The organism is Enterobacter sp. Ap-867, from assembly GCF_011752855.1.
Lineage (GTDB): Bacteria > Pseudomonadota > Gammaproteobacteria > Enterobacterales > Enterobacteriaceae > Cedecea.
Window position 1 is genome coordinate 235,663 of record NZ_VWWS01000008.1, and the last position, 18,422, is coordinate 254,084.

The window sequence follows — 18,422 nt, forward strand, 5'->3', positions numbered from 1 at the left end:
CTGTTTTTAAACATTTCAGACAAACAAATGGCTGAAATTAGAACTGGTAAACGATACCAACCGCAACGGTGTCGTCTGAGCCAACGCCCAGCTTGTTGTTTTTGTCCAGCTGGTTGATCTGGTAGTCAACGTAGGTAGACATGTTTTTGTTGAAGTAGTAGGTCGCGCCGATATCAATGTAGTTGATGTAGTCTTCGCTGCCGATACCTTCAACATCTTTCGCTTTAGATTTGTAGTAAGCGATGGATGGACGCAGGCCGAAATCGAACTGGTACTGTGCCACAACGGAGAAGTCCTGAGTTTTGTTCAGGAAGCCGTCGGTACCGTTGATGGTCAGACGGGTAGCGTTACGGCTTTCACCGTAAAGCGCGGCCAGATAGATGTTGTTCGCGTCATATTTCAGACCGGTAGCCCACTGCTCAGCTTTAGCGCCGTGACCGTAAGTCAGAGTCTGCTGAGTGTTGGTGCGGTCTGCCGCGCCGTATGCACCTACGATGCCGAAGCCATCAACGGTGTAGCTTGCGGAGCTCGCCCAGCCGTCGCCGTTAGAGCGGGTTGGGTTACCATCACGGTCGTTTTTACCCAGGTACTGAACGCCGAAGTCCAGACCGTCAACCAGGCCGAAGAAGCTGTGGTTACGGTAAGTGGCCAGGCCGCCGTTACGGCCGGAGAAGAAGTTGTCGCTGTTGCCGGTATCGCCACCGAACTCTGGCAGCATGTCGGTCACGCCGATTGCATCATAAACCAGACCGTAGTTACGGCCGTAGTCGAAGGAGCCTGCGTCACCGAATTTCAGACCTGCGAAGGCCAGACGGGTTTTGTTCCCTTTCTGAGCATCAGCACCTTCAGAGTTGTTACCCTGGAAGTTGTATTCCCACTGGCCGTAACCGGTCAGTTGGCTGTTAATCTGAGTTTCGCCTTTGAAGCCAAGACGGGCGTAAGTTTTGTCGCCGTTACCCTGAGCGTTAACACCGTTGTCTTTAGCAAAATAGTGCAGACCTACCGCTTTGCCGTACAGGTCTACTTTGTTGCCGTCTTTGTTGTAGATTTCTGCAGCGTTAGCTGCACCGGCTACCAGCAGAGCAGGGATAACCACTGCCAGAATATTGCGCTTCATCATTATTTATTACCCTCATTGTGGTTTTTATGGACACCTGCCACTGCCGTCAATAATTCTTTACGGAACTATTGATGATAGTTTGGTGTCTTTCTGTATCTGTCAGGCATCTTTCCATCCATGAAACCGTTTCGCTAGCCTGAAAGTGCTACAAATACGCACATTGAGTTTCAAAAAGAAAATATGTGTAACTAAATATTAATTTTAGGGAACTTTGTGAACCATTTCAAATTTCATTCTTAGCGCAACAAAAATGCTTCGCTTGTTAACATATATATATGAATTACTTATGTTTAATCCGCATAAGCTCAGTGAATGGGTATTTCATGCTCACAATTGTTCATTTTTTGACTTGTTTTTGGATGTCCAGATGTCTGTGTGAAAAGTGAACGATTGTGCTATGCCCAGCACCGATTTGAAATGCGAGCAAACTTAAGCGCAATTTTTGTTAAAGAGTGTGAGATAGAAACAGTTGGTAACCGGGCAGTCGGGAATGGAGGTTGAAATTGACGTTTGCTTAATGAGCGTTGAAGAAAATAGACCTTTTATTCTCAAATGTAAAAAAGGCCAGCGAAAAGCTGGCCTTTGGTTTTGTTGGCTTAGAAGCTGGCGTTACGTGGAGTACGTGGGAACGGAATCACGTCGCGCACGTTCTGAACGCCGGTAACATAGGCGATCAGACGCTCAAAGCCCAGGCCGAAACCGGAATGCGGCACGGTGCCGTAGCGGCGTAGGTCGCGGTACCACCAGTAATCTTCTTTATTCAGACCCATTTCAGCCATGCGCGCATCCAGCACATCCAGACGTTCTTCACGCTGGGAACCACCGATGATTTCACCGATGCCTGGCGCCAGGACGTCCATCGCGGCAACGGTCTTACCGTCTTCGTTAAGGCGCATATAGAAAGCTTTGATGTCTTTCGGGTAGTTTTTCACCACCACCGGTGCCTTGAAGTGCTGCTCGGCCAGGTAACGCTCGTGCTCGGAGGAGAGATCGACGCCCCAGTAAACCGGGTTTTCGAACTTATGCCCACAGTTCAGCAAGATGTCGACCGCATCGGTGTAGTTCACCTGGGCGAAGTCTGCGGAGATGAAACGTTCGAGACGCTCAATGGCCTCTTTGTCCACGCGCTCGGCAAAGAACTTCATGTCATCCATGCGTTCTTCCAGAACAGCCTTAAAGACGTACTTGAGCATCGCTTCGGCCAGACCGGCAACGTCGTCCAGATCGGCAAAGGCGACTTCCGGTTCCAGCATCCAGAATTCCGCCAGGTGGCGGCTGGTGTTGGAGTTTTCCGCGCGGAAGGTTGGCCCGAAGGTATAAACTTTGGACAGCGCGCTCGCGTAGGTTTCGCCGTTCAGCTGGCCGGAAACGGTCAGGAAGGCTTCTTTCCCGAAGAAGTCTTTATCAAAATCGACTTTGCCTTCTGCGGTGCGAGGCAGGTTTTCCAGATCCAGCGTTGAAACGCGGAACATCTCACCAGCACCTTCGGTGTCCGAAGCGGTGATCAGCGGAGTAGAGACCCAGAAATAACCGTTTTCATGGAAGAAGCGATGCAGCGCCTGAGCCAGCGTGTGACGAACGCGAGCCACGGCACCAATCATGTTGGTACGCGGACGCAGGTGAGCCACTTCGCGGAGGTATTCGATGCTGTGGCGTTTTGCCGCCATCGGGTAAGTATCCGGATCGTCAACCCAGCCGGTCACTTCAACTTTGGTAGCCTGAAGTTCGAATGCCTGGCCCTGGCCCTGAGACTCGACCACCTTGCCGGTCACAATCACGGAGCAGCCGGTGGTCAGGCGCAGCACGTCTTCATTGTAATTGGGCAGAGAATTATTAATGACGGCCTGTACAGGATCAAAGCAGGAACCGTCGTAGACGGCGAGGAAGGAGATACCAGCTTTTGAATCTCTTCGAGTACGTACCCACCCGCGCACGGTGACTTCGCTGTCAACGGCGGCACGGCCCTGGAGTACGTCGGCTACAGGCACAACGCTCATAGTTTTCTCTCTATTAAATGGTCAATGACAAAAAAAATAGTAACCCACAGATGGGGGTTATCTATGTTACCTGTCGCGCGCCATCAGACAAGCAGAATTCGCGTTACTGATGAAGAAATAAAGGAATGAGAGAAGGGCGGTGAATAGCGAAGCGGCTATTCACCGATTATCGCTGAATCAGCTGGCTTTTTTAACCAGAGGAAGGTCAAAGGCTTTGCGCAGTGCCCGAACAAAGGCTTTGTCGTGGCAGATGGTTTTTCCCGGGCTATCCGAAAGCTTAGCCACCGGCTTACCGTTGCACTCCACGAGCTTAATCACGATGTTCAGCGGCTTAACCTGCGGAATGTCGCAGGTCAGGCGTGTGCCGATACCAAAGCTGAGGTTAACCCGGGATGAGAAGCGGCGGTAAAGCTCCACGGCTTTGTTTAAATCCAGGTTATCGGAAAATACCAACACTTTGCTTAACGGATCGATACCCAGCTTCTGGTAGTGGGCAATGGCTTTTTCTCCCCACTCAACCGGGTCACCGGAGTCATGGCGTAGTCCCTGGTAGCGCGTGGCAAACTCCTTGCCGAAATCACGCAGGAAGGCATCCATGGTGATGCAGTCAGTCAGGGCTATTCCTAGCTGGTCGGGATATTCGTCCAGCCACGCCTGCAGCGCTGCACGTTGGCTGTTCGCCAGGTCCGGGCTTATCTGCTGATGCGCCTGGAACCATTCGTGGGCCTGGGTGCCCATCGGCGTAAGATCAAGCCGGCGGGCCAGATCGTAGTTGCTGGTGCCGATAAACCACGGCTCCTGCTTGAGGCGCTCGACAATCGCCTGCTGCACTTCCCGAGAGAAACGGCGGCGGGTGCCGAAGTCCATCAGGCGGAAATGGGAAAGATCCAGCCCGGCGGTCAGCGTGTTAAATTCCTGCAGCTTAGTTTCCAGGTGATCCAGCGCCATTTTTGGCGTCACGCCGGGGGCGCGATGCTGGTGAACGACTTCACTGATTACCGCCAGCAGGGGAACTTCCCACATGATGACTTCCCGCCAGGGGCCGCTTAGGCGGATATCCAGGTGACCATGATTATTGGTCACCTGAACCTGAGCAGGGTCATAGCGGAAGTCACGCAGCCAGTCGAGGTAATCGGCTTTGAAAAAGGGCAGGCTTTTCAGCCAGTGAAATTCTTCGTCGCTGAGGCGCAGGTGCTGCATAGCCGCGACCTGCTCACGAATAGCCTCGGCATGAATGCCCAGCAGGTCGTCGCCGCGGCAGCGGAATTCCGCTGCGACATTTACGTCGTAATAGCGGTGATAAACCGCTTGCTGCATATGAAGCTTATAGGCGTCAGTATCCAGAAGCGTTTGCAAAATCGGGGAAGCGTGTCGTGTCATGGCGCGTTTCAGCATCCTCTCACAGGAGCGTTTCCATCAGTCCGGGCAAATTAAGACGCGGGAGTATACCCTGATTATCTGTTTATTGAAGCAGGATCACAACATTAGACGGGCAGGCTCTGGGGCAGTTTATGAAATGTTTAGCGCTATAATAGAGTTCAATGCATTGAATTAAATGGTGTTTAGAGTACTAAACAAAACGTGCGACATCCTTTTCTCGGTGAAATCACCGGCGGCGAATGGCCGCCGATGTTGACTGGCAGCTAACGAATGCGAAGACTGCCGTTCTCCGCTTTTTCACGCAGGATGTGATTCAGGGATTGAAGTTGCTCGAGCGTCATCCTGCCCATATTCGTTGTGCCTGACCCGAGCAGCGCGTGACTGAATCTGGCGAGTGCGGATGCATCCAGATACAGCGCCTTCAGCCCGTGCTGTTTTTTTTCATTCGGTGTTGGGTTGATACGAATTAGCGCGTCTTTCGGTAACGCGACGTTTTGTACCTTACAGGCAAGCGTGAGCGTGGCAAGATCGGCCAGGGATTTCACTTCAATTTCTTTGAGCTTGCCGCCGTTAGCTGTCCCGCTCAGGGAATGGTTTTCAGCCTGGTAGTTAAACATCGAGGCGGTGTTGCTCAACGAATTATGGATGGTATGGGTTTTCAGGTTGTTCACTTTACTGAAGCCAAACACCAGCGGCAGGGTTTGCCCATCGTTGAGCAGATTCAGGAACGGTAATTTTCCGCCGATCATTTCATTTTCAATGCGCTTAAAGGCGCTACCGATCAGTTTCCGCGTTTGTTCCCCGGAAGGCGGGTGGCTGTTATCCACGAATTTGATATGCGCCGGGACGCCGGTTTGCTGCAGGATTTGCTCCGGCGTTTCCTTTTTTAGGCGATAACCGTTATTCGACAAAAGACGCACCAGGCTGTTATACACCGCCTCTTCCAGATTATTGCTGCTTTTTAGCGTCAGCGTTGAGGCTGGGAAATGGCTGGCAGAAGAAGCATGATTGATGGCTTTGCTCAGCACGTACAGGTTCGAGCGCGTCTCCACCGTGGTGGGCTTAATACCCAGTCCCTTTGCGTACACGCGCGGTTTCTGGCGAAGGTTCTCACGCGTTTCAAATTTGTTGCTCGACTCCCGCGTCCGGTCGGAGAAAAACACTTTTCCCTCCAGCGACTGTGAACCGCCTTTAGGATCGTTCACGCCGCCTTTCAGCGCGCCGCTGCGCAATATTTCAAAGCCCCAGGGAGAGCCATGAAAAGCTTCCGGCTTGATATAGCCCGACGGCGCACTGGGATTCAGCGAAGCCAAAAGGCTGTGGTAAAGCCGCGCCCGCGTAGTGCCGTCAATATCACGGCGGTTAGCCAGCGCATCCAGCGGTGAGTTTCCGTGCTGGTCCAGAGCGACGGGTTTATAACCCTGCTGCCTTAGCTTCTGGATGGTAGCAATATCGTTTTGGGCAACGGCCTGATGAAAAGCCATGGGGCCGGAAGGAGGAATACGCATATTAAGTTCTCTCAGGAGGAAGGGGCTGCATTGAGTGGCGTAGGAAAAGGAAGAGTTCCGTGCCGGAAGGTGCAGGAGAGAAAGCGTAATACCGCATAAAGCGGTAAAAAATTTGGGCTATCGGCCGCCAAAGATGAAGATTCTGCGTAGCAACATTCCGGCAACAGGAATAGACTGAAGTTCGTTATCTTACGGACGATGTATAAGGTTTTTTATGACACAACAGCCACAAGCCAAATATCGCCACGACTATCGCGCGGCGGATTATACGATAACCGATATCGATTTGACCTTTGACCTTGATGCCGCAAAAACTCAGGTCACCGCAGTCAGCAAAATTGTCCGTCAGGGCGAAGCGGGCGCTCCGCTGCATCTTGATGGTGAAGACCTCACGCTGGTTTCCATTGCCGTAAACGGTAGCGCCTGGCCGCACTATCGCCAGGAAGATGGCGCGCTCATTCTGGAGCAGGTTCCTGACGCCTTCACGCTGACGATTGTGAACGAAATTAGCCCGGCAACCAACACCGCGCTTGAAGGGCTGTATCAATCCGGGGAAGCGTTATGTACCCAATGTGAAGCTGAAGGCTTCCACCACATCACCTGGTACCTGGACCGCCCGGACGTCCTGGCGCGCTTCACGACCAAAGTCATCGCCGACAAAAACAAATATCCGTATCTGCTGGCTAACGGCAACCGCATTGCCGAAGGCGAGCTGGAAAATGGCCGTCACTGGGTGCAGTGGCAGGATCCGTTCCCAAAACCTTGCTACCTGTTTGCGCTGGTGGCGGGGGATTTTGACGTCCTGCGCGACAGCTTCAAAACCCGTTCCGGCCGTAACGTTGCGCTGGAGCTGTTTGTTGACCGCGGGAATCTGGATCGCGCTGACTGGGCGATGACCTCGCTGAAGGCGTCTATGAAGTGGGATGAAACCCGTTTTGGCCTGGAGTATGACCTCGACATCTATATGATCGTCGCCGTCGACTTCTTCAATATGGGGGCGATGGAAAACAAAGGGCTGAATATCTTCAACTCGAAGTATGTCCTGGCCCGCGCCGAAACTGCGACTGACAAAGACTACCTCGACATTGAACGCGTCATCGGCCACGAGTATTTCCACAACTGGACCGGTAACCGCGTCACCTGCCGCGACTGGTTCCAGCTGAGCCTGAAAGAGGGGTTAACCGTCTTCCGTGACCAGGAGTTCAGCTCCGACCTGGGGTCTCGCGCAGTTAACCGTATTCAAAACGTGCGTACCATGCGCGCGATGCAGTTCGCCGAAGACGCCAGCCCGATGGCGCACCCGATCCGCCCGGACAAAGTTATCGAAATGAATAACTTCTATACCCTGACGGTGTATGAGAAGGGCTCAGAAGTGATTCGTATGCTGCACACGCTGCTGGGCGAAGAAAACTTCCAGAAGGGCATGCAGCTTTACTTTGAACGCCATGACGGCAGCGCGGCGACCTGCGATGACTTCGTGCAGGCGATGGAAGATGCGTCCAACGTTGACCTGTCTCATTTCCGCCGCTGGTACAGCCAGGCCGGGACGCCGGTTGTCACCGTGCGTGACGACTACAACCCGGAAACTGAGCACTACACGCTGACTATCAGCCAGATGACGCCGCCGACCGCTGAACAGCAGGAAAAACACCCGCTGCATATCCCGTTTGATATCGAGCTTTACGATAACGAAGGGAAGGTCATTCCGCTGCAGAAGGACGGTCACCCGGTGCACCACGTGCTGAACGTGACCCAGGCCGAACAGACCTTTGTTTTCGACAATGTCTACTTCCAGCCGGTGCCGTCTTTGCTGCGCGAATTCTCTGCGCCGGTGAAGCTCGAGTACAAATGGAGCGACCAGCAGCTGACGTTCCTGATGCGCCACGCGCGGAACGACTTCTCCCGTTGGGATGCGGCGCAAAGCCTGCTGGCAAACTACATCAAGATCAACGTGAACCGCAGCCAGCAAGGGCAGCCGCTTTCTCTGCCGCTGCACGTGGCTGACGCATTCCGCGCCATTCTGCTGGATGAGAAGATCGATCCGGCGCTCGCCGCGGAGATCCTGACGCTGCCTTCGCAGAATGAAATTGCCGAGCTGTTCCAGACCATCGATCCTATTGCCATTGCTGAAGTTCACGGGGCGCTGACCCGCACCCTCGCAGCAGAGCTGGCCGACGAGTTCCTGGCTATCTATAACGCCAATAAGCTCGACAGCTATCGCGTGGATCACGGTGATATCGGCAAGCGCGCGCTGCGCAACACTTGCCTGCGTTATCTGGCGTTTGGCGACGTTGAACTTGCTGAGCAACTGGTACGCGAGCAGTATCAGCAGGCGGACAATATGACCGATTCTATTGCCGCACTGTCCGCCGCGGTGGCCGCGCAGCTGCCATGCCGTGAAGCGCTGCTGGCTGATTACGATGAGAAATGGCACAAAGATGGCCTGGTCATGGATAAGTGGTTTGTGCTGCAGGCGACCAGCCCGGGCAGCAACACGCTGGCGAAGGTTCGCGAGCTGCTGAACCACCGTTCTTTCAGCCTGGGCAACCCGAACCGCGTACGTTCTCTGATTGGCGCGTTTGCTTCAGCCAACCCGGCCGCGTTCCACGCCAAAGACGGCAGTGGCTACCAGTTTATGGTCGAGATGCTGACCGAGCTCAACAGCCGCAACCCGCAAATTGCCTCTCGTCTGGTAGAGCCGCTGATTCGCCTGAAGCGTTATGACGCCGAACGTCAGGCTAAGATGCGTGCCGCGCTGGAGCAGTTGAAAGGGTTGGAAGACCTGTCCGGGGATCTGTTCGAGAAGATTGCCAAAGCGCTGGCGTAATCTTTGCCCCTATCCCTTTCAGGGATAGGGTATTAAATCAGCCGGTGCGCACCTGGCGCGCCGGCTCCTCAGAACCTCGTTTCATCACTCTGGCAAGCACTTCAGCCTCCAGCTCCGCTAGCTTCACCGATCCCAGGCGGCGCGGACGCGGTAAATCAACCGTCAGGTCCAGGCCAATTTTCCCCTCTTCTATAAGCAACACGCGGTCGGCCATGGCGACGGCTTCGCTGACATCATGGGTGACCAAAAGCACGGTAAAGCCATGTTCCTGCCACAAAGAAACAATCAGCTCCTGCATCTCAATACGCGTCAGGGCATCCAGCGCGCCCAGCGGTTCGTCGAGCAACAGCAGGCGCGGGCGATGGATGAGCGCCCTTGCCAACGCCACGCGTTGCTTTTGCCCGCCGGAAAGTGCCGCTGGCCACTCATTGGCCCGATTTTCAAGCCCAACGGCGGTGAGCGCCTGAAGAGCTGCGTCTCGCCAGTTATTTTTCAGCCCGAGCCCGACGTTATCTATCACCGTTTTCCACGGCAGCAGCCTGTCGTCCTGAAACATCAGCCGCGTATCATCCTGGCTGTCCCGCAGCGGTGCACTGCCTGCGAATAGCGCGCCGTGATTGGGTGTTTCCAGCCCGGCAAGCAGGCGCAGTAGGGTACTTTTGCCGCCGCCGCTGCGGCCGACCACCGCCACGAACTGCCCGGCGGGGATACGCAGCTCAAGCTGATTGAGAATGCTTTTATCGCCGTAGCGTTTGCTGACGCCGTTGAGCCACAGCGGCGTGCCCTGGTTCAGACGAGCAGTTGTCATACCGTCTCCTCCTTTAATTGATAAGCCGGATGCCAGCGTAACCAGACGCGTTCCAGCAGGCGGGCGCTGACATCGGCGAGTTTGCCCAGCAGCGCATACAGCACGATGGCCACCACCACCACGTCGGTTTGCAGGAACTCCCTGGCATTCATCGCCAGATAGCCAATCCCTGAATTTGCCGAGATCGTTTCGGCGACAATAAGCGTCAGCCACATCAGGCCTAAGGCAAAACGTACGCCGACCATAATGGACGGCAACGCACCCGGCAGAATGACGTGCACGAACAGGCTAAACCCGGAAAGGCCGTAGCTGCGCGCCATTTCCAGCAGGCCACGATCGATATTGCGGATGCCGTGCCAGGTATTGATGTAAATAGGAAACAGCGTCCCGAGCGCCACCAGAAAGATCTTGGCCGTCTCATCGATACCAAACCACAGGATCACCAGCGGGATCAGCGCCAGATGTGGAACGTTGCGCAGCATCTGAATAGAGCTGTCCAGCAGGCGTTCGCCCCATCGCGACAGGCCGCTAATCAGGCCTAAGATCAGGCCCAGCGATCCGCCGATGCTGAAACCAATCACGGCACGCCAGGAGCTGATAGCCAGATGCTGCCAGAGTTCACCGCTGGCTGAGAGGCTCCAGAAAGCCAGCACGACGCCCTCTGGAGAGGGCAAAATACGGGTGGAAAGCCAGCCTGCAGACGAAGCTAATTGCCAGAGAAGCACAATCGCCACCGGCAGCGCCCAGGGGGCCAGGCGCAGCAAGACTCTGTGCACGGACGCTTGCATGGTGCCTCCCTAGCTCTGCGCCACTTTACGCGGGATAAAATCGTTGGCGATAACTTCTCCTTTTTCCTGAACCTGTCGCGGCTGAGGAATTTCTGGGATCGCCACGTCAAGGTGAGGGAACAGCAGTTCGCCCGCGCGGTAGGCTTCTTCCAGATGCGGATAGCCGGAAAGAATAAAGCTGTCGATGCCCAGGTCGGCGTACTCGTTTATGCGGGCCGCGACCGTTGGCCCATCGCCCACCAGCGCGGTGCCAGCCCCACCGCGAACCAGACCGACACCGGCCCAAAGATTAGGGCTGATCTCCAGCTTGTCTCGCTTACCGCCGTGCAGGGCGGCCATGCGCTGTTGCCCGACGGAGTCGCTGCGGGCAAAAGCGGCCTGTGCCTTGGCGATGGTGATGTCATCGAGGTGAGAAATAAGCCGGTTTGCCGCCTGCCACGCTTCTTCGTTGGTTTCGCGCACAATAACGTGCAGGCGAATACCAAAGCGAACTTGCCGCCCCCGCGCTTCAGCTTTCGCCCGAACTTGCTCGATCTTTTCTTTTACCAAATGTGGAGGTTCGCCCCAGGTCAGGTAAAGGTCAACCTGCTCGGCCGCAAGATCCTGAGCGGCATCGGACGATCCGCCAAAATAAAGCGGTGGGCGAGGTTGCTGTACCGGGGGATAAAGCAGCTTCGCGCCTTTGACCTGGATGTGTTTGCCGTCATAGTCGACGGTTTCACCTTCCAGGACGCGTCGCCAGATGTGCGTAAACTCTGCAGAGGCCTCATAGCGCTCTTCATGGTTTAGAAAAACGCCTTCCGCAGCCAGTTCTTCAGCGTCGCCCCCGGTCACCAGGTTAAACAATGCTCGCCCGTTGGAAAGGCGATCCAGCGTGGCGGCCTGGCGAGCGGCAAGAGTAGGGGAGACAACGCTCGGGCGCAGTGCGACCAGGAACTTAAGCCGTTGAGTGACCGGGATCATTGAGGCCGCCACCAGCCAGGCATCCTCGCAGGAACGCCCGGTCGGGATCAGCACGCCGGTGTAGCCGATGCGGTCTGCAGCCTGAGCTATTTGCTGCAGGTAGCCATAGTCGACCGGGCGTGCGCCCGTGTCGCTGCCAAGATAGTGCCCATCCCCGTGGGTAGGTAAGAACCAGAACAGATTCAGACTCATGACTTAGCTCCTTGTGTCTTGCCGGCGGGTTGCCAGATGCGGGTTCGGATATCGACTTTCTTTGGAACAAGGCGATTTTCATAAAACAGGTCGGCGGTATTTTGCTGTTTGGCAGCAGTCGCTTCGTTGACCGGCGTAATTTCTGAAGGAGGGCGATGGTCAAAGTAAGTGGCAATGACGGCTTCAGGCAGGCCCATCGTTTTAGCGAGAAGCGCTACGCTTGCTGCCCGCTGCGTGCGGGTGAGCGCGTCGGCATCGCTAAAGGTTTTCAGTACCTGTTGAAGAAACGGGCCGTTCGCTTCTGCATAAGGACGGGAAGCTAAATAGAACGACCCGGTTTGATTCAGCTCGCTGCCGTCCGTTAAGACGCGAACACCGCCGTTTAACAGCGCTGCCGAATAGTACGGATCCCAGATAGCCCAGGCATCGACGTTCCCTTGCTGAAAGGCCGCGCGGGCATCGGCGGGGGTCAGGTAAGCGGGTTGAATATCGGAAAACTTCAGTCCGGCTTGCTGCAACGCGCGCAGCACCAGGTTGTGTGAGCTGGAGCCTTTCTGGAAGGCAATCTTATGGCCTTTTAAATCCGCCACGGTTTTCAGGGGGCTATTTTCGGGGACCAGAATCACCTCTGCTTTCGGTTTGGGCGGCTCGGCACCTACATACAGCAGATCCGCTCCGGCGGCCTGCGCGAAAATAGGCGGGATATCGCCCGTGCTGCCCAAATCGATGCTGCCGACGTTCAGTGCCTCCAGCATTTGTGGCCCGGCGGGAAACTCAATCCACGAGACTTTGGTATTCGGGTATTGCTTCTCCAGGAGCTGGTGGCTTTTGGCTAACACCATACTGACGGAGCCTTTTTGGTAACCAATGCGCAGCTGTTCCGGGCCGCTGTCCGAGGCGTTGCTATAGGTTGAAAAAGCAAGCAGGCCGGCAAAAGCGAGCCACGGAGAGCGGCGTTTAAGCAAATTAAACATGGCTCACCCCTCGGGCGTTAAACGGCGAAGGTACCGCAAAGTCACGGCGGTGGAGCGCCTGCCAGAAGGTTTCCAGCGCTTCGTCCAGACGTTTTTGTAGGTTAGGCGTGAACTGAGGTTTGTGCTGGTAATCGGCTATCTGGCCGTCGTCGGCGAAAACGCCGTGCAGGATCTCCTGTGCTTTGAGCGCATTCAGCACCGGTTTAAGGGCATAGTCCACGGCGAGCATATGCGCCACGGTACCGCCGGTGGCGAGAGGCAGAACAACCTTCTTCTCTAAGGCGCGTTCGGGGAGCAAATCGAGCAGCGTTTTTAGCGCGCCTGAAAACGAGGCTTTGTAAACCGGCGTGGCGATAATCAGGCCGTCGGCAGTGCTGAGTTGTTCGGTGAGCGCCAGCAGCGCCGGGCTGTCGAACCTTGCATAGAGCAGGTCTTCAGGCGCGAAGTTCTGTAAGTGCCAGTGATAAACTTCAACATCAAGGGCGCTCAGCTTCTCCCGCGCATACTCCAGCAGCGAGCTGGAACGGGACGGGTAGCGAGGGCTTCCGGCCAGGGTAATCACACGCATCACGACTCCTTATAACTAATTGTTTGCTTTTATCTAACATTGATAACAATTAGCGTGATACTCGCAGAGATGATTTCCGTGGCTAAGTGATTTTTCCGGGATAGATTTGCGAAAAAGCGCATATTGCGCGCCGGGAAAGAAAACGTTTGCCTCTATTCAGGCTTTTTTGCGACAGGTCAATTCCAATCATCCCCCGGATCGTGAATAATAACGCCCCGGTCTGCACACCGGGAATCCAGGAGAGTTCATGTACTACCCCTTCGTTCGTAAAGCCCTTTTTCAGCTCGATCCAGAGCGCGCTCATGAGTTAACTTTTCAGCAATTACGCTTTGTCACCGGAACGCCGCTTGAGTGGCTGGTGCGTCAGAACGTGCCGTCAAAACCTGTGACCTGCATGGGGTTAACGTTCAAGAATCCGCTCGGCTTAGCCGCGGGCCTGGATAAAAACGGGGAATGTATCGATGCCTTCGGAGCGATGGGCTTTGGCTCCATTGAGATTGGCACCGTGACGCCGCGTCCGCAGCCGGGGAACGACAAGCCACGTATCTTCCGTTTGGTGGAAGCCGAAGGGCTGATTAACCGAATGGGGTTTAATAATCTCGGGGTGGATAACCTGGTCGAAAACGTAAAAAAAGCGCATTTCGACGGCGTGCTCGGGATTAATATCGGCAAGAACAAAGATACCCCCGTTGAACAGGGGAAAGACGATTATCTGGTCTGCATGGATAAAATTTATCCATATGCTGGCTATATTGCGATCAATATCTCATCACCGAATACGCCAGGGCTGCGTACTTTGCAATATGGTGAAGCGTTGGACGATCTTTTAAGCGCCATTAAAAATAAGCAACAAGCGCTGCAAGAGATCCACCATAAATATGTTCCCGTGGCGGTGAAGATCGCGCCGGATCTTTCTGAAGAAGAATTGATCCAGGTGGCGGACAGTTTAGTTCGCCATAATATTGACGGGGTCATTGCAACCAATACTACTTTAGACCGCAGCCTTGTTCAGGGCATGAAACACTGCGATGAAACCGGGGGCTTAAGCGGGCGTCCTGTACAATTAAAAAGCACGGAAATTATTCGCCGCCTGTCTCAGGAATTAAATGGCCGCCTGCCGATTATTGGCGTAGGAGGGATTGATTCCGTGGTTGCCGCTCGCGAGAAGATGGCGGCTGGCGCTTCGTTGGTTCAAATATACTCAGGCTTCATTTTTAAAGGCCCACCGCTGATTAAAGAAATCGTTACCCATCTCTGATCATTTACCTTTTACAGACAACCAGGGCTTTATTTTCGGTCCTGGTTGTTTTATATTCCGCTACTGTTGCTTATTTAAACATATTGGTCTTTTATTAATATGGTAAGAATTTGAGTGGCAATTCAGCAGCGGGATAAATGAAGGGTAAGCATTATGCGAATAAAACCGGACGATAACTGGCGTTGGTATTTCGATGAAGAGCACGATCGAATGATGCTCGATTTGGCCAATGGTATGCTTTTCCGTTCGCGCTTTCCCCGTAAAATGCTAACCCCGGATGCCTTTGAAAATTCAGGTTTTTGTGTTGATGATGCGGCGCTTTATTTCTCTTTTGAAGAAAAATGCCGTGATTTACCGTTAGGGAAAGAGCAGCGCGCCGAGCTGGTGCTCAACGCCCTGGTAGCGATTCGCTTCCTCAAACCGCAGATGCCAAAAAGCTGGCATTTTGTCTCCCACGGCGACGGCTGGCAGCCAGAAGTAGGGGAAGGGGCCTGCGTGTGGCTAAGCGAGAATATGCAGCAGGTGAACCTGCTGGTGGTGGAAACCGGCGACAATGCCGCACTTTGCCTGCTTGCTCAGCAGGGGCTCACGTTAGCTGGCCGCACGATGCAGCTTGGGGATGCCATTAAAGTGATGAATGACCGGCTGAAACCGCAGCCTTTAAGTAGCGGCCTCAGACTCGATCAGGCCGTTTAGCGCGACGCCACGCTCACATTCCCTGTAGGCACGCAGCTGCAGCATAAAATGGTGCCGTCCGCGCCAATGGCGCCTTTCTTCAGTGCTTTCACTTCGCCATCCAGCAACCTAACCCGACAGCTTCCGCATATCCCGGCCCGGCAGGAATAGGGGACGCGAATCCCTTTGTTTTCCAGCTGTTCCAAAAGAATCTGTTGGTTATTGCCCTGGAACGTCGTGCCTTCCCAGTCGATGCTGACGCTGCTTTCAGGCTGGCTCTGAGGTTCGAGGCTTTCCACCACTTCGCCGGGGCCATAAACATTCGCCGGCCTGTGGGCCAGCACCTCCAGCTCGTCGCCCACGCGAATAACTCCGCTGTTACGGGCAATCAAATTCTGACCAAAATCGACTGCGCCGCTATTATCCTGCGCGGTGCGGAATCCCTGCAGCGTTTTGAGCGGTTCTCCACTCGGATGTTTCAGGCCGCGTTCCGGGCTAACCGTCGTAAAAATACAGCGGCTGCAGGGTTTAGCCACGTCGAAAGTGACCCCGCCAATACGCACGACTTTCCAGGTATCCTCCGCCCACGCAGAGGCACCGGTCACCACGATATTCGGGCGAAACTGGGTCATTTTAACGCTGGCGGGGCAGCGGTTTTGCAGGTCGCGCAGCGAAGCTTCGTTGGTCAGCAAATAAGGGAAACCGTCGGCAAAAGAGAGCGGTACTTCTTCGTGGCGTTTCACCCGGCGGGTGGGCCGCTCACCAACCCAGCGCAGCTGCACCGGGCGAGAGAAGAACCCGCTCAGCCACTGATTAATTTCATCGGGCGCAATGAGCGCGGTAAAGTGCGTGCCCCAGACTTCTGTCGGCTCCGGCGTTGCGGCGAAATCAGCAAAGCGAATGCTGGCCGAGCTGCCGTCCGGGGCGGATAAATAAAGGCCGTCATGCACGAATGCGGGAGTGAACAGCACCATCTGCGGATGCTGGCGGGCGGTAATAAAGGTGCCATCCAGCTCGGTAATCATAAAGATGCGATCAAAGGCCAGGCCGCTGGTGGTTGCCTGCGCGTGGGAGAGCGCCAGGCCGCGCATAGATTTTACCGGGTGAATAAAGAGTTGAGACAAAGTAATCACGGCGCCCTCCGTGGGAAGTAAATATAAGAGGGCAACTTTATGACATGCGTTGCGGATTAGCTATAATGCGCCACAATTTTCTTTTTACCTGATAAGTGACGATATGAATTCTCTGTTTGCCAGTACGGCGCGTGGGCTTGAAGAGCTGTTAAAAACTGAACTAGAAAACCTGGGGGCCCAGGGCTGCCAGGTGGTTCAGGGCGGCGTACATTTCCAGGGGGATACTCGTCTACTCTATCAAAGCCTGATGTGGAGCCGCCTGGCTTCGCGCATTTTGCTGCCGCTCAGCGAATGTAAAGTCTACAGCGACCTTGATCTTTATCTCGGCGTGATGGCGATCGACTGGCCGGCACTGTTCGGGCCGGGCGCAACCTTTGCCGTGCATTTTAGCGGCCTGAACGAAACCATTCGCAACAGCCAGTACGGGGCGCTGAAGGTAAAGGATGCGATCGTTGACTCCTTTACACGTAAAAACCTGCCGCGTCCGGATGTCGATCGCGAGCAGCCGGATCTGCGCATTAACGTCTGGCTGAATAAAGATACCGCCAGCATCGCCCTGGATCTCAGCGGCGAAGGCCTGCACCAGCGCGGCTACCGCGATGCAACCGGTGCGGCCCCTATTAAAGAGACGCTGGCAGCGGCTATCGTGATGCGCTCCGGCTGGCAGCACGGCACGCCGCTGTTGGATCCGATGTGCGGCTCCGGCACCTTGCTGATTGAAGGGGCGATGATCGCCACCGATCGTGCGCCGGGCCTGCACCGTAAGCATTGGGGCTTCCTGAACTGGGCGAAGCATGATGCCGATGTCTGGAAAGAGGTGGTAACCGAAGCCCAGGTTCGCGCCCGTCGCGGCCTGACTGAATATCAGTCTCGCTTCTATGGTTCTGATAACGACAGTCGCGTGATTGAACGCGCCCGTGCCAACGCCCGCCGTGCGGGTCTGGCTGACGTGATCAGCTTCGACGTTAAGGATGTGGCGAACCTGGTCAATCCGCTGCCGGAAGGCCCGGCGGGGACGGTTATCAGCAACCCGCCATACGGCGAACGTCTGGAAAGCGAGCCGGCGCTGATTGCCCTGCACAGCCTGCTGGGTCGCCACCTGAAAAACCAGTTTGGCGGCTGGCATCTGTCGCTGTTCAGCGCCTCCCCTGAACTGCTGAGCTGCCTGCAGCTGCGCGCTGACCGCCAGTTTAAAGCCAAAAACGGCCCACTGGATTGCGTACAGAAAAACTATCAGCTGGCGGCAAATCCTGCCGGCGTTGCCGCGGCCAGCGGCCAGATTGCCGAAGATTACGCCAACCGCCTGCGTAAAAACGTCAAGAAGCTCGACAAGTGGGCGCGTCAGGAAGGCATCGAATGCTATCGCCTGTACGATGGCGATCTGCCTGATTACAACGTGGCGGTTGACCGTTACGGCGACTGGGTTGTGGTGCAGGAGTACGCGCCCCCGAAAACCATCGATCCAAACAAAGCCCGCCAGCGTCTGTTTGACGTCATCGCGGCAACGCTTGCTGTGCTTGAGCTGCCGACGAACAAGCTGGTGTTAAAAACTCGCGAACGTCAGAAAGGGAAAAGCCAGTACCAGAAGATGGGCGAAAAGGGTGATTTCATGGAAGTGAGCGAATATGACGCTCGCCTGTGGGTCAACTTGACCGACTATCTGGATACCGGCCTGTTCCTCGACCACCGCATTGCCCGCCGCATGCTGGGGCAGATGAGCAAAGGCAAAGACTTCCTGAACCTTTTTGCTTATACCGGTACTGCAACGGTACACGCGGGGCTGGGTGGGGCGAAAAGCACTACTACGGTAGATATGTCCCGTACCTATCTTGAATGGGCAGAGCGCAACCTGCGCCTGAACGGCTTGACCGGCCGCGCCCATCGGCTGGTGCAGGCTGATTGCCTGGGCTGGCTGCGCGACAGCGACGAACAGTTCGACCTGATCTTTATTGACCCGCCGACGTTCTCTAACTCCAAGCGTATGGAAGACTCTTTCGACGTGCAGCGTGACCACCTTGCGCTGATGAAAGATCTGAAGCGCCTGCTGCGTCGCGGCGGTACCATTATGTTCTCCAACAATAAACGTGGCTTCAAAATGGACTTCGCCGGCCTGGCGGAGCTGGGCCTGGTTGCACAGGAAATTACACAAAAAACGCAGTCGCAGGACTTTGCGCGCAACCGCCAGATCCATAACTGCTGGTTAGTCACTCACGAATCCCGGGATTAATAGT

At 55.1% G+C, this 18,422-nt stretch carries 14 protein-coding genes; 4 read left to right on the forward strand and 10 right to left on the reverse strand.

The window, feature by feature from the left end; all coding sequences use genetic code 11:
• Window positions 1–37: 37 nt before the first annotated feature.
• From ompF to F3J26_RS19550, 4 genes are all read right to left on the reverse strand, one after another.
• Entirely contained in the window at window positions 38–1,120 is a 1,083-nt protein-coding gene (gene ompF, locus F3J26_RS19535) for a porin OmpF (protein ID WP_008461210.1), read from the reverse strand.
• Between the two features lie 596 nt (window positions 1,121–1,716).
• The gene (gene asnS / locus F3J26_RS19540) at window positions 1,717–3,117 is read right to left on the reverse strand and encodes an asparagine--tRNA ligase (protein WP_008461212.1); all 1,401 of its coding nucleotides are present in this window, start codon (window positions 3,115–3,117) and stop codon (window positions 1,717–1,719) included.
• A gap of 177 nt (window positions 3,118–3,294) precedes the next feature.
• Window positions 3,295–4,497, reverse strand: coding sequence for a nicotinate phosphoribosyltransferase (gene pncB / locus F3J26_RS19545; protein ID WP_166875399.1), 1,203 nt, complete (start codon window positions 4,495–4,497; stop codon window positions 3,295–3,297).
• A 263-nt stretch (window positions 4,498–4,760) separates the two neighbouring features.
• On the reverse strand, window positions 4,761–6,005 hold the full coding sequence (locus tag F3J26_RS19550; protein ID WP_166995514.1) for an ankyrin repeat domain-containing protein: 1,245 nt from the start codon (window positions 6,003–6,005) through the stop codon (window positions 4,761–4,763).
• A 214-nt stretch (window positions 6,006–6,219) separates the two neighbouring features.
• Between F3J26_RS19550 and pepN the strand changes: the two genes are divergently transcribed.
• Window positions 6,220–8,832 carry an aminopeptidase N gene (gene pepN / locus F3J26_RS19555; RefSeq protein ID WP_166995516.1) on the forward strand — a complete coding sequence of 871 codons (2,613 nt, stop codon included), beginning with the start codon at window positions 6,220–6,222 and terminating at the stop codon, window positions 8,830–8,832.
• Between the two features lie 37 nt (window positions 8,833–8,869).
• Here pepN and ssuB read toward each other — a convergent pair whose 3' ends face one another.
• Genes ssuB through ssuE form a run of 5 tightly spaced genes read right to left on the reverse strand, consistent with a single transcriptional unit; the run spans window position 8,870 to window position 13,125 of the window.
• Window positions 8,870–9,640 (reverse strand): aliphatic sulfonates ABC transporter ATP-binding protein, encoded by a 771-nt coding sequence (gene ssuB, locus F3J26_RS19560; RefSeq protein WP_166995518.1) that lies wholly within the window; start codon window positions 9,638–9,640, stop codon window positions 8,870–8,872.
• Window positions 9,637–10,428 (reverse strand): aliphatic sulfonate ABC transporter permease SsuC, encoded by a 792-nt coding sequence (gene ssuC / locus F3J26_RS19565; protein WP_166995520.1) that lies wholly within the window; start codon window positions 10,426–10,428, stop codon window positions 9,637–9,639. Before ssuC ends, ssuB begins: the two co-directional genes overlap by 4 nt.
• 9 nt (window positions 10,429–10,437) lie before the next feature.
• Entirely contained in the window at window positions 10,438–11,583 is a 1,146-nt protein-coding gene (ssuD, locus tag F3J26_RS19570) for an FMNH2-dependent alkanesulfonate monooxygenase (protein WP_166995522.1), read from the reverse strand.
• Window positions 11,580–12,557, reverse strand: coding sequence for an aliphatic sulfonate ABC transporter substrate-binding protein (locus F3J26_RS19575; protein WP_166995524.1), 978 nt, complete (start codon window positions 12,555–12,557; stop codon window positions 11,580–11,582). The genes ssuD and F3J26_RS19575 overlap by 4 nt, the downstream gene beginning before the upstream one ends.
• Window positions 12,550–13,125 (reverse strand): NADPH-dependent FMN reductase, encoded by a 576-nt coding sequence (gene ssuE, locus F3J26_RS19580; RefSeq protein ID WP_008461226.1) that lies wholly within the window; start codon window positions 13,123–13,125, stop codon window positions 12,550–12,552. The genes F3J26_RS19575 and ssuE overlap by 8 nt, the downstream gene beginning before the upstream one ends.
• 247 nt (window positions 13,126–13,372) lie before the next feature.
• On the opposite strand from ssuE, the gene pyrD reads away from it, so the two are divergent.
• Both pyrD and F3J26_RS19590 read left to right on the forward strand, forming a co-directional pair.
• Window positions 13,373–14,383 (forward strand): quinone-dependent dihydroorotate dehydrogenase, encoded by a 1,011-nt coding sequence (pyrD, locus tag F3J26_RS19585; protein ID WP_166995526.1) that lies wholly within the window; start codon window positions 13,373–13,375, stop codon window positions 14,381–14,383.
• Between the two features lie 153 nt (window positions 14,384–14,536).
• Complete coding sequence (locus F3J26_RS19590) at window positions 14,537–15,079, forward strand: cell division protein ZapC domain-containing protein (protein ID WP_166995528.1); 543 nt, start codon at window positions 14,537–14,539, stop codon at window positions 15,077–15,079.
• Here the strand turns inward: F3J26_RS19590 and F3J26_RS19595 are convergent.
• The gene (locus F3J26_RS19595) at window positions 15,076–16,191 is read right to left on the reverse strand and encodes an MOSC N-terminal beta barrel domain-containing protein (RefSeq protein ID WP_166995530.1); all 1,116 of its coding nucleotides are present in this window, start codon (window positions 16,189–16,191) and stop codon (window positions 15,076–15,078) included. The two genes, F3J26_RS19590 and F3J26_RS19595, sit on opposite strands and share 4 nt — an antisense overlap.
• Before the next feature lie 103 nt (window positions 16,192–16,294).
• Between F3J26_RS19595 and rlmKL the strand changes: the two genes are divergently transcribed.
• Entirely contained in the window at window positions 16,295–18,418 is a 2,124-nt protein-coding gene (gene rlmKL, locus F3J26_RS19600) for a bifunctional 23S rRNA (guanine(2069)-N(7))-methyltransferase RlmK/23S rRNA (guanine(2445)-N(2))-methyltransferase RlmL (RefSeq protein WP_166875375.1), read from the forward strand.
• The last annotated feature ends 4 nt before the right edge of the window (window positions 18,419–18,422 follow it).

What these genes read in the sequence shown, in the direction of transcription:
- F3J26_RS19590 (WP_166995528.1), top strand. Translation starts at nt 14,537, where the DNA reads ATGCGAATAAAACCGGACGATAACTGGCGTTGGTATTTCGATGAAGAG.
- ssuB (WP_166995518.1), bottom strand. Translation starts at nt 9,640, where the DNA reads ATGACAACTGCTCGTCTGAACCAGGGCACGCCGCTGTGGCTCAACGGC.
- pyrD (WP_166995526.1), top strand. Translation starts at nt 13,373, where the DNA reads ATGTACTACCCCTTCGTTCGTAAAGCCCTTTTTCAGCTCGATCCAGAG.
- asnS (WP_008461212.1), bottom strand. Translation starts at nt 3,117, where the DNA reads ATGAGCGTTGTGCCTGTAGCCGACGTACTCCAGGGCCGTGCCGCCGTT.
- ssuD (WP_166995522.1), bottom strand. Translation starts at nt 11,583, where the DNA reads ATGAGTCTGAATCTGTTCTGGTTCTTACCTACCCACGGGGATGGGCAC.
- ompF (WP_008461210.1), bottom strand. Translation starts at nt 1,120, where the DNA reads ATGATGAAGCGCAATATTCTGGCAGTGGTTATCCCTGCTCTGCTGGTA.
- ssuC (WP_166995520.1), bottom strand. Translation starts at nt 10,428, where the DNA reads ATGCAAGCGTCCGTGCACAGAGTCTTGCTGCGCCTGGCCCCCTGGGCG.
- pncB (WP_166875399.1), bottom strand. Translation starts at nt 4,497, where the DNA reads ATGACACGACACGCTTCCCCGATTTTGCAAACGCTTCTGGATACTGAC.
- pepN (WP_166995516.1), top strand. Translation starts at nt 6,220, where the DNA reads ATGACACAACAGCCACAAGCCAAATATCGCCACGACTATCGCGCGGCG.
- rlmKL (WP_166875375.1), top strand. Translation starts at nt 16,295, where the DNA reads ATGAATTCTCTGTTTGCCAGTACGGCGCGTGGGCTTGAAGAGCTGTTA.
- F3J26_RS19550 (WP_166995514.1), bottom strand. Translation starts at nt 6,005, where the DNA reads ATGCGTATTCCTCCTTCCGGCCCCATGGCTTTTCATCAGGCCGTTGCC.
- ssuE (WP_008461226.1), bottom strand. Translation starts at nt 13,125, where the DNA reads ATGCGTGTGATTACCCTGGCCGGAAGCCCTCGCTACCCGTCCCGTTCC.
- F3J26_RS19575 (WP_166995524.1), bottom strand. Translation starts at nt 12,557, where the DNA reads ATGTTTAATTTGCTTAAACGCCGCTCTCCGTGGCTCGCTTTTGCCGGC.